This is a genomic window from Actinomadura bangladeshensis, from assembly GCF_004348335.1.
GTDB lineage: Bacteria > Actinomycetota > Actinomycetes > Streptosporangiales > Streptosporangiaceae > Spirillospora > Spirillospora bangladeshensis.
On the sequence record NZ_SMJW01000284.1, the window covers coordinates 1 to 9,683 of the forward strand.

Annotated in this window: 8 protein-coding genes; 3 read left to right on the forward strand and 5 right to left on the reverse strand. The window is 70.9% G+C overall.

Annotation, left to right across the window (positions count from 1 at the left end):
- Positions 1-449 precede the first annotated feature (449 nt).
- Complete coding sequence (locus E1284_RS34615) at positions 450-869, reverse strand: ribosomal maturation YjgA family protein (RefSeq protein ID WP_131944377.1); 420 nt, start codon at positions 867-869, stop codon at positions 450-452.
- A gap of 158 nt (positions 870-1,027) precedes the next feature.
- Between E1284_RS34615 and E1284_RS34620 the strand changes: the two genes are divergently transcribed.
- The 3 genes from E1284_RS34620 (at position 1,028) to E1284_RS34630 (ending at position 3,770) form a co-directional block, all read left to right on the forward strand.
- Positions 1,028-1,390, forward strand: coding sequence for a hypothetical protein (locus E1284_RS34620; protein WP_131944378.1), 363 nt, complete (start codon positions 1,028-1,030; stop codon positions 1,388-1,390).
- 419 nt (positions 1,391-1,809) lie between these two features.
- A complete protein-coding gene (locus E1284_RS34625; RefSeq protein WP_243714927.1) occupies positions 1,810-2,538 on the forward strand; it encodes a DNA-3-methyladenine glycosylase family protein in 729 nt (242 codons plus the stop codon).
- A gap of 287 nt (positions 2,539-2,825) precedes the next feature.
- A complete protein-coding gene (locus E1284_RS34630; RefSeq protein WP_131944379.1) occupies positions 2,826-3,770 on the forward strand; it encodes a LysR family transcriptional regulator in 945 nt (314 codons plus the stop codon).
- Here the strand turns inward: E1284_RS34630 and E1284_RS34635 are convergent, their stop codons facing one another.
- From E1284_RS34635 to cofD, 4 genes are all read right to left on the reverse strand, one after another.
- Entirely contained in the window at positions 3,771-4,766 is a 996-nt protein-coding gene (locus E1284_RS34635; protein WP_131944380.1) for a substrate-binding domain-containing protein, read from the reverse strand.
- An 80-nt stretch (positions 4,767-4,846) separates the two neighbouring features.
- On the reverse strand, positions 4,847-7,399 hold the full coding sequence (locus E1284_RS34640; RefSeq protein WP_131944381.1) for a bifunctional FO biosynthesis protein CofGH: 2,553 nt from the start codon (positions 7,397-7,399) through the stop codon (positions 4,847-4,849).
- A gap of 88 nt (positions 7,400-7,487) precedes the next feature.
- Positions 7,488-8,774, reverse strand: coding sequence for a coenzyme F420-0:L-glutamate ligase (locus tag E1284_RS34645; protein WP_131944382.1), 1,287 nt, complete (start codon positions 8,772-8,774; stop codon positions 7,488-7,490).
- A partial coding sequence (gene cofD / locus E1284_RS34650) for a 2-phospho-L-lactate transferase (protein ID WP_131944383.1) occupies positions 8,771-9,683 on the reverse strand: 913 nt, incomplete at its 5' end. The genes cofD and E1284_RS34645, both read right to left, overlap by 4 nt.

Below are 9,683 nucleotides of genomic sequence, written 5' to 3' on the forward strand. Positions count from 1 at the left end.
CCCACCCCCCTGGCTCCAGGCCGCATGACCACACCCCGGGACCCCGTCCCTGGAGTGGGACGTGCAGGCGGCGATGGTGACGCAGATCAAGTGGGGCGCGTACGACCTCTGACTTGAGGGGCGCACGATCGCCGCTGCACGTCGATCGTGCATGTCGTCCTTGGGTACCTGGGGACCGCGACCACGAAGCGCCAGGCGCCCTTGAAGATCGACCCGGCGACGGATGAGCTGATCACGCAGGCCGCGCACGCCGAGGGCCTACCTGGAGCAGCGCCACGAGGAGGTCCGCCGAGTCCATGAAGGTGCTGGACGGATCGCTCACCTCCAGTGTCGCCATGCTGACCGGCCTGTCGCCCGAGCGGATCGAGCAGTTCGGCGGTGTCGGCGACTGGGGCGAGTGAAGCAGTGCCGGTCCGTCCCGATCTCCGCTGCCCACGGCTGTCTCAAGATCATGTTGTGTGGGCGGGTGCCGGGTCTGTTCGGGAACGTGTGCGGGCCCGGAGGAACCAATGCGCGGCGACCAAAGGGATGACGCCGACGGGATACCAGGCGACATCGATGAGGTCGAACTGGGCGCCCAGCAGCTGGCGCGCGAACCAGCTGCGTTGGGAGAGTGCCGCGGGTATGGGGGTGAGCTGTGCGAACTCGATGAACCAGCAGTATGCGATCGCGGCGCTGCCGGCGGGCAGTGGGGAGACCAGCGGCCGTATGAAGATCACTATCGTGTAGACGATGGCCGCGGACAAGGCGGCGCCCGAGTACTGTTCGATGGGCCCGTCCATCGTGGCGCGGATTGCGAAGGCCGCGCCTGCAAAGCCGGCTGCCGATATCACCATCAGCAGTCGAGTCCAGCGCACTGCGAGCGACATCGCGCAATCATAGGTGGCAGCGCAGTTGAGGCGGCAAGCTGGTTTGCTGAGTTTGGACCGCGATCTGATCATTGATGGCGCGTCGGGCCTGGTATATGAAAAGTCCGGCTGCAAGGGCTTGAACGGCCACCTACATCCACGCCCGCGGTGGCCACCTCATGTTCCCAGCCAAGGAGAAACGCCAAGCCCTGTTCGATGCTTTCGACGCCCGCCGCGACCCCACCTGGCGCGAAGACAACCCCACCGTCCGCACCCGCTCCGGCCCGCGCATCATGGCCTCGCTCCGAAACCTGGGCATCGGCGCCCTACACCTGGCCGGACGTCCAGAGATCACCACTTGGAACGGCCGTGCTCCGCTGCCTGCGCGAGTATCTGCCGGGCCCCGCGAGGAGGGGTCCAAGGACGACTTCCACGCTTCCCTGTACGCGCAAACCCGCACGGCCCGCCAGTACTTCAAGGCTGAGCATGATGTGCCGCTGACCACCGGCTCCTTCACCGGCCACCTGCGGCTGGTCCGGTAGGGGCTCCTCTTGGCCGCTACTTCTCCGCTGGCACCTCGTCTCGGGATGCTGGGTTGTCCGATGGGTTGGCGGAGGTAGTGGAGTTGGGCGCGGCTGGCGTCGCCTCGTCCTCGACGGCTGTCTCTCTTGGGTGGTCGGCGGTGGCACACTGGGGCGCGGTAGCGCGTAGTGCGGACGGTCGAGTGGACGGTGGGTGGTCGGTGGCTCTGGTGCCGTCCGGTACCCCTGGCGTCCGTGCGGCCGGGGAGAAGACCGCTGGGCGTCTCCCCGGCCGGGTTCGGGAGTGGCGGCCGCCGTGGCCGCTCGATCTTCATGGGACGGTCTCGCCGCATCGGCGGGGGCATCATGATCCCGCGTTCCGGGTCGAGCGGGACGGGTCGGTCTGGCGCGCGTCCTATACGCCCGACGGGCCGGGGACGTTGCGGCTTCGGTGGGTCGGGGACGTCGTCGAGGCGACGGCTTGGGGGCCCGGGGCCGAGTGGTTGCTGGACGGGGTGCCCGAGCTGCTCGGCGTCGACGATGAGCCGGACGGGTTCGTCGCGCGGCATGACGTCGTCCGGGAGCAGGCGCGCCGGCGTGAGGGGCTGCGGATCGGGAAGTCGCGGCGGGTCTTCGAGGCGCTCGTGCCGGCCGTGATGGAGCAGAAGGTGCTCGCGCAGGAGGCCTGGCGCGGGTGGGGGTACCTACTGCGGCGGTTCGGGGAGCCCGCGCCGGGGGCGCCGCACATGCGGGTTCCGCCGCCGCCGCAGGTGTGGGTCCGGATTCCCTCGTGGGAGTGGCACCGGTCCGGGCTGGAGGCCGTCCGCGCCAGGACGATCATCGGGGCCGCGCGGGTCGCGCAGCGGCTGGAGGAGGACGCCGGGGAGGCGCGGCTCAGGTCGCTGCCGGGCATCGGGGTCTGGACGGCGGCCGAGATCCGGCAGCGGGCGGTCGGCGATCCCGACGCCGTCTCCGTGGGCGACTACAACCTGCCCGGCCTGGTCGGCTGGGCGCTGGCGGGCCGCAAGGTCGACGACGCCGGGATGCTCGAACTGCTGGAGCCCTACGCCGGTCATCGGTACCGGGTCACCCGGCTGCTGGAATCGTCCGGGAGGCGCCCGCCGAGGCGCGGCCCCCGGTTGGCCGTGCGGGACTACCGGTCGTTCTGACCGGGTCGACGGCCGCGCGGCGGCGCAGCCAGAAGTTGTTCGGGGTCCAGTCGAGGCCGTCCCGGCTGTCGGCGCCGAACAGGGGGCCGAGGACGGCGAGGGCGATGATGATGCCGAGCACGTACAGCATGGTCTTGCTCCTTTGGGATCGCTGAGGGGCGTTCCCGCGCGGGGCGATCGGGGGAGCCGGGGTGTCCGTCCCTTTCCGTCGCACCTACAGTTTGACTCCGTCCAACGTTCAGGTCCAGCGACCGTTCCTGGAGGGATTGTGTAAGAATCACTTCACGATGTTGGATCTCGGACGGCTGCGGGTGCTCCGCGAACTCAAGCTGCGCGGGACGCTCGGCGCCGTGGCCGACGTCCTCGGGTACACGCCTTCGGCGGTGTCGCAGCAGCTCGCCCAGCTGCAGAAGGACGTCGGCGTCCCGGTGGTGGAGCGGGTCGGGCGGCGGCTGCGGCTGACCACGGCGGGGGAGGTGCTCGCCGAGCACGCCGAGACGCTGCTGGCGGAGGCCAAGCGGGCCGAGGAGGCGACGGTCGCGGCGAGCGGGCGGGTCGCCGGGGTCGTGCGGCTCGTCGGGTTCCAGACGGCGTTGCTGCATGTGCTGGCGCCCGCGCTGCCGCGGCTGGCCGGCCAGTATCCGGACCTCGTGGTCGACGTCCTGGACGAGGAGTTCCACCGGGTCCTGCAGGCGCTGGTGCTGCAGGAGATCGACGTGGTGCTGACGGACGAGTACTCGCACCTGCCGCGCCCCCGGAGGCCCGAGCTGACGTCCGAGGTGCTGGTCACGGAGATGATGCGGGTCGCGCTGCCGGAGAACCATCCGCTGGCGGTCAGCGGCGCTCCGGTGCGGCTGGCCGATCTCGCGGAGTCCCCCTGGGTGACCGGGCATGTCGGGACGAACCACGCCGATCTCCTGGAGCGGACGTGCGTGGAGCTGGGCGGATTCCGGCCCGACGTGCGCTACCGGTCGAACGACCTGCTGATCATCTTCGCGATGGTCGCGTCCGGCGGGGCGGTGTGCCTGATCCCCGACCTGGCGCTCGCCGAGCGGGAGGAGGGCATCGTCGTCCGGGACGTGGCCGACGCCCCGGTCGACCGCCGCATGGTCCTGTGGACGCGGGTGGGCGCCGAGGTGCGGCCGTCGGTGCAGGCGGTCCTGACCGAACTGCGCAAGTCGGCGGACGCGCTGGTCGAGCGGCGGCCCAGCTGCCTGCGCGGCGCCCCCTGATCAGGTCTTCCAGGACGAGAGCGCCGCGTCGATCTCCTTGCGGGTCGGCAGCCTGAGCGACTTCGGCGCCTTCTCCGGAAAGCCGTATTCGCGTGCGTATGCGGCGGCCAGGGTTCCGTCGGGCGTGCGGAAGCCCGCACGCTGCAGGATGTCGCGGGCCGAGCGCGTGCCCAGTGCCGCTTGGAACGCCTCCGCCGCGGCACGTCGGCGTGCGTCTCTCGTGGTCACTGCATAGGGGTGGTCGAGCATGAGCGTGCCTTCGTCCGGCATGAGGCTCACGACCGGGTTCGGACGGTGGGTTTCGTTATAGGCGACCACTGCCTGCTCTGTGGTGACCGCCAGCGGACGGTCGAACCGTTCGGCGCCGACCAGTCCGGCCAGGGTCGCCGTTGAGCCGCCGTCCTTGCGGAGCGCTTCGGCCACGTCGGCGTCCTTGTCGACCTGTTCGACCGCGAGCATGGCGATGGTGCCGGTCATTCCTGTGCTCGGGTCGGCCGCGATCCGGTCCAAGGGGATCCCGCCTGCCTTGGCCTTGCGCAGAAGCTTCCAACTGATGTCGACGTCGGCGTCCGTGAGTTCGTCCTTCACCGGACGGGTCGTGGCCAGCACGACCGGCGTCGAGGCCACCGACTGGGCGAACTGCGGGACGGACGTGTCCCCGCTCTCGCGGGCGATGCTCAGCCACAGCGACGACTCCGGCACCCACGCGTCCACGTCGCCGGACTCGTAGGCGGCGGGCGCGACCGGCCGGACGCGCGCGTGGACGCAGCGCCCGCCCACCCGGTGCTTCTCCACGTTGAAACGTGACGCCGCGTCACTCAGTGCGGGCGCGATCTCCGGCTGCGCCGCGACGGTGATCCGCACCGGCGCGCCCGCGCAGGCCGGCGCGGAGAACAGGCCGGACGCCCACGCGCCGCCGCCGGCGCCCGACAGCAGCAGCGCTCCGGCGGCCCAGACCGCCGGGCGCCGCCACAGCGGGCGTCCCTCTCCGTCCACGGCTCTGTCATACCGGACCGTGCGTTCACTTGCGGCGTGTTGTTGTTATGGGAGCTCCCATAACAACAACACGCCGCAGGTCAACGGGAGATGGGGGTCAGGGGGAGGCGGCCGAAATTCCCGATTCCGTCGGTTCGGCGGGACGCTTCCAGGCGCTCCGCCGGGACCTCGCCGTACAGGGTCGTGCGCTGCCTGGCGGGACGTCCCGCGCGCCGGGCGATCTCCTCCAGGTCGCTGATCGGCTTGAACGACCCGTTCTCCGACCCGGCCATGCGGCTGATGGTCTCCTCCATCAGCGTGCCGCCCAGGTCGTTCACGCCCCCTTGCAGGACGCGCGTGCACAGCTCGTCGCCCAGCTTCACCCACGACGTCTGGATGTTGGGGATCGCGCCGTGCAGCAGGATTCGCGCCAGGGCATGGACGGCCACGTTCTCCCGGACGGTCGGTCCCGGACGGGCCAGCCCGGCGAGATAGATGGGCGAGTTGTGGTGGACGAAGGGCAGCAGCACGAATTCGCTGAACCCGCCCGTCCGCTCCTGGATGGAGCGGAGCAGTTTGATGTGCGCGACCCAGTGCGACGGTGTGTCGACGTGCCCGTACATCATCGTGGACGTCGTCGGGAGCCCGATCTCGTGCGCGGTGGTGACGACCTCGACCCACTGGTCGGTGGGCAGCTTCCCCTTGGTCAGTACCCACCGGACGTCGTCGTCCAGGATCTCGGCGGCCGTCCCCGGGAGCGAGTCGACCCCGGCCTCCTTCGCCGCCTGCAACCATTCCCGGATCGACAGGTCGGTCCTGGACGCGCCGTTCACGACCTCCATCGGGCTGTACGAATGCAGATGGATGTCAGGCGCGCGCCGCTTCACCTCACGCGCGAGGTCGAAGTAGGCAGTACCGGGAAGATCCGGGTGGATGCCGCCCTGCATGCAGATCTCGGTGGCACCCGCCGCCCACGCCTCGTCCACCCGGTCCCCGACCTGGCTCAGGGACAGGGTGTAGGCGTCGGCATCGGTCCGGCGCTGGGCGAACGCACAGAACCGACAGCCGGTGTAGCAGACGTTCGTGAAGTTGATGTTCCGCGTGACGACGTACGTGACGTCGTCGCCGACTGCGTCCCGGCGCAGGTCATCAGCCAGCCGGGCCAGCGCATCGAGCTCGGGTCCATCGGCGTGCAGAAGGGCGAGGGCCTCATCGTCCGACAGTCCGGCAGGGTCCTGCTCCGCGCGCGCGAGAGCGGCCTTGACGTCGGCGTCGAATCGCTGGGGCGCGGACATGCGCTCCTTCAGCGCGTCCCAGTCCCCGTAGACCTCGTCGAAGTCGTCCCGCCGGTCACTGGTCCGTCCCGTCGTGTCGATCGACGTGTGCAGATCAGTGCGCCCGGACGCCTCGAACCCGCCATCGGGCTCCTGCCACGGACGCCCCTCCAGCACCGCGTCCTCCCGGGCCAGCCCGGTGGCCGGGTCGGCGAGAGCGGCGACGTGCCCGATGAGCCGCGGATCGAGCCACGGCTCACCCCGCCGCACGTACTCGGGGTAGATCGTCAGCCGTTCCCGCAGCGTGAACCCGGCATCGGCGGTCCGCTCGGCCAGCTCGTCGATCTGCGGCCACGGCCGCTCCGGGTTCACGTGGTCGGGCGTCAGCGGTGAGACCCCGCCCCAGTCGTCGATTCCGGCCCGCAGCATCAGCGCGAACTGGTCGGCGACCAGGTTCGGCGGCGCCTGCACGCGCGCCTTCGGCCCCAGAATGAGCCGGGTCACCGCGATCGTCGCGGCCAGCTCCTCCAGCTCCGCGTCGGGCGTGTCGCGCATCTTCGTGTCGGGCTTCGCGCGGAAGTTCTGGACGATCACCTCCTGGATCGCCCCGTACTCCCGCATCGTCCGCCGGATCTCGAAGATCGCGTCCGCGCGCTCCTCGACCGTCTCGCCGATGCCGATCAGGATGCCCGTCGTGAACGGCACGTTCGTGCGGCCGGCGTCCTCCAGGACGCGCAGCCGGACGGCCGGGTCCTTGTCCGGCGACCCGAAGTGCGGCCCGCCCTTCTCGCTGAACAGCCGCGTCGCCGTCGTCTCCAGCATCATGCCCATGGACGGCGCGACCGGCTTGAGCCGCTGGAAGTCGCGCCACGTCAGCACGCCCGGGTTCAGGTGCGGCAGCAGCCCGGTCTCCTCCAGCACCCGGATCGCCATCGCCCGCACATAGGACAGCGTGTCGTCGTAGCCGTGCGCGTCCAGCCACTCGCGGGCCTGCTTCCACCGGTCCTCGGGACGGTCCCCGAGCGTGAACAGGGCCTCCTTGCAGCCCATCTCCGCGCCGCGCCGGGCGATCTCCAGCACCTCGTCCGGGCTGAGGTAGGGCGACTCAAGCCGATGCGGGACGGTCGCGAACGTGCAGTACCCGCAGCGGTCCCGGCACAGCCGGGTCAGCGGGATGAAGACCTTGCGGCTGTAGGTGATGACGCCCGGGCGGCCGGCGGCCTCCAGACCGGCGTCCCGGGTGCGGGCCGCATGGGCGAGCAGATCGTCGAGCTGCGCCCCGCGGGCCTGCAGCAGTGTGGTGGCCTCGGATCGGTCCAGTGTCTTGCCGTCACGCGCGCGGGCCAGGGCCCGGCGAAGAGCGGAGCTCGTCGCGTCCATGCGGGCACTCTATGCCAATCGTCATAATTCGCGCCCGACCGGGGTCCCGCAATGGGACCAGCCCCGGCCACCTCGGATCTATTCCCGCTCAGCGCACCTCGATGAAGGCGTCGGCGCTGCGTGCCGGGCGGTCGCGCGGGGGTGCGGCCGCGTGGCCGACGCCCACCGCGCCCATCGGATCCCACTCGTCCGGCAGGTCGAGCACCTCGCGCACCACGTCACGGCAGAACATCGTGCTCGACACCCAGCACGAGCCGAGCCCCTCCACGGCCAGCGCGACCAGCAGGTTCTCCACGCCCGCGCCCGCCGCCACCACGAACATCTCCCGCTCGGCGCGCGACCGGCGCTCGTCGGGGTAGTCGTGCGAGCCGTCCATCACCAGGCAGGGAACCACCAGGTAGGGGGCCCGCCGGAGCACGTCGCCGCGGCGGAGCCGCTTGGCGATCGACTCCTCGGAGAACCCGTCCCGCCGCAGGTCGGCCTCCCAGGCGTCGCGCATCGCGTCCAGCAGCCGCGTCCGGGACTCCGCCGACTCCAGCAGGACGAACCGCCACGGCGTCGTGTGGTGCGGCGCCGGCGCGGTGATCGCCGCACCGACGGCCCGCCGCACCGCCGCCGGGTCCACCGGCTCCTCGGTGAACTCCCGGATCGTCCGCCGCGCACGCAGCACGTCCGCCGACCCGAACCGGAACATGTCCTCGGCGGGCGGACGAACCAGCGCCCGCGCGCCCGGCCCGTCCTCAGCGGTCACGAGCCCGGCGAGCCCCCGCACAACGGCGATCGGCACCCCGTCAAGCTTCCCCTTGACCAATTCGCCCGCAGCGGCGATCTCATCGGCCACGGCCGTGATCGTCACATCGAGCCGATTGCCATAAGAGTCGTCGCGCCCGCGCAGATCACTGAGCGGATCCAGCCCGGCGACCCCGATGGCGGCGTCGGTCAATCCATTCCGCCAGGGCCGTCCGAGCGTGTCGGAAACAATGACGCCCACGTCCACACCGACGAGCTTTCGCACCCCGGCACGAATACGCCTTGCCGACGCATCAGGGTCCTCCGGCAGAAGCAACACCGTTCCGGGCCGGGTATTGGACGCGTCCACACCGGCCGCCGCGAGCACTAGCCCCTGCCGCGTCTCCACGATCCGGGTCTCGCCCCGCGCATGCGTCCGCCGCGCGACCACCCGCACGGTCTCGGCGTCGATGGCCTTCTCCCGGTCGTCCGCGACCAGGACCCGCCCCTCCGCCTTACTCACGATCTTGGACGTGACGACGAGAACGTCCCCGTCCGCGACCAGGCCGGCGGGAATCAGCGCGGCGATGTCGTCGCCCTCGGCGACCTCGGGAAGCCCCGGAACGCCGAAAACCTCGATCCTCATTCGTCGTCCTCCGCCCGCTTGAGTCCGACCGCGAGATCGAGCGCGGCCCGCGCGATATCGACCGTCGCGGCCTCGTCGCTCATCAGCAATGGCCGCGACCGCACCTCGATGCCCTCGACCCGCACATCCGCGTCAGCCGAATCGACGAGCCACCCATCGAGCAGCCCGAGCCCGTAAAGCTCGGCGACCGCCAGAGCCGACGTCTCAACCCCGATCGCCGTCAAGCAGGCATCGGCCATTCCCCGCACCGGCGCCCCGCCGATGATCGGCGAAACCCCCACCACGGTCTTCGCCGCGATGGCGTCCCGGATACCGGGCACCGCGAGGATCGTCCCGATGCTCACCACCGGGTTGGACGGCGGGAAGATCACCACATCGGCGGCCTCGATCGCCGCCAGCACTCCGGGCGCCGGCTTGGCGTCCTCCGCGCCGACCGCCGCGATCGACAGCGCCGGGACCGACGCCCGCAGCCGCACCCACCACTCCTGGAAGTGGATCGCCCGCCGCCCCTTGTCGTCCTCGATGACCACGTGCGTCTCGACCTGGTCGTCGGTCATCGGGATCAGCCGCACCCCCGGCTTCCACCGATCGCACAGCGCCTCGGTGACGGCGGACAGCTTGTACCCGGCCGCGAGCATCTGCGTCCGCACGATGTGCGTCGCGAAGTCCCGGTCCCCGAGCCCGAACCAGGCGGGGCCGACACCATAGGAGGCGAGCTCTTCCTTGACGGTGAACGTCTCGTCCGCCCGCCCCCAGCCCTGCTCCTCGTTGATCCCGCCGCCGAGCGTGTACATCACGGTGTCGAGATCGGGGCAGACCCGCAGCCCGAACAGCGAGATGTCGTCCCCGGTGTTCCCGATGACGGTGATCTCCGCCTCCGGAGCCGCCCCCCGCAGCCCCCGCAGGAAC